General features: G+C 64.2%; 1 protein-coding gene. It reads left to right on the top strand.

Going from position 1 to position 1291, the window contains the following annotated elements; all coding sequences use genetic code 11:
- Positions 1-197 precede the first annotated feature (197 nt).
- The gene (locus ABZ371_RS32675; protein ID WP_358686575.1) at positions 198-779 is read left to right on the top strand and encodes a hypothetical protein; all 582 of its coding nucleotides are present in this window, start codon (positions 198-200) and stop codon (positions 777-779) included.
- Positions 780-1291 lie beyond the last annotated feature (512 nt).

Below are 1291 nucleotides of genomic sequence, written 5' to 3' on the forward strand. Positions count from 1 at the left end.
CAGACGGCTCGACGGTCTCGGCCTCGGTCACGTTGTCGCTGGTCATCGATGCATCTTCCATGATCGGGAGTTACACCGATCGTTTTACAGTCCCTCCTTAAGCGCCAGATGTTCGGCCGAGCTGGCTTCGTGCTGCTCCGCAAGCGAGTTCTGTGGGCTCACTGATCGATGTCAGGTGCACGCGATACCTTCCCCACATGGGTGTTTACCTGGTGAGCGTCGGCGCGGAGGAGTGGTTCGGTGACGAGGAGGACGGATGGGGTGATGTTGCTTCGGCAGTCGATGCTGAACTCAGGCGGCGGGGCCTGCCGCCCTACGAGGACGTCCCCGCGGAGACCGACTTCGCCCCTGGCTCAGGACAGGCCTTCGAGGAAAAGCTGACCCCCGGCATGACCGGGTTCCTCGCCTTGTGCCAGAGGCACCTGTCACGAGAGGAATCGGAGATCCTCTGCGGCTGGACCGTGCTCGTGCCCTTTTCGCTCGATGAGGAGATCTGGTTGCCCATCGAGTCCGACGACCACGAGTCCATGGTGGCCGGCGCTCCTCAGGTACTACCGCTCGCCGAGAAGCTGGCGGCAGCCATCGATCTGCCAGCCGAAACTCCGGCAACGTGCGACAACCTCGACCTGAGCACGTGGTTCGGGCACCAAGCAAAGGAACTGGCCACTACTCGAACAGGACCGTGGACCCAGGACCTGGACACAGCCTTCTACGTCGCACTGTTCCTGCGCGCTGCACAGCACTCAATCCGGCGCGGCTGCCCCATCGTCTGCAACTGAGGCTCGCCTTCGGTCTCACTGGTCTCCCAGCGAAAATCACCCACCGTGCGCGCATCACGGAAAGCGAGCCAGAACCATTGTCGGAACTGCGGTTGTCGGTCTTGCTGGAGCATCTCTCGACCGAGAGACGGGAACCGGCGGCCTGGGCGGCAGCGGCGCCTGTGGCGGGTACGAAGAGACCTGCCAGCAGAACGCCGGCCACTGCGGTCGAAAGCCGCTTTCCTGCGAGGAGTTTCATGCCTCATAGGTAGTGGCTGACGTCGTCTCGACGAGACCCGGCCGGGACGACGTCACTCGTACGCGCCGCCCACACCACCTCCAGGTGTGAAGCCGCAGCTCACAGCCCCAGAGGCGCGCGCTGGCGCGCGCCCCAGGGCTCACCCTCGGAAATCACGACCGTTTGCGGGTGGTGACAGCGTTCTTACCGACGCCCCCCGCTCGTGTCCGCGTCGGAGCGACGCACTGGCCTGCTGGTTCCTGTCGTTCAGCGTTCTGATGGCCGCATTGGCGAG

Origin of the sequence: Streptomyces sp. NPDC005899, from assembly GCF_040629645.1 — a bacterium.
GTDB lineage: Bacteria > Actinomycetota > Actinomycetes > Streptomycetales > Streptomycetaceae > Streptomyces.

Bases quoted from the DNA above. Each gene is read 5' to 3' on its own strand.
- ABZ371_RS32675 (WP_358686575.1), top strand. From the start codon at position 198: ATGGGTGTTTACCTGGTGAGCGTCGGCGCGGAGGAGTGGTTCGGTGAC.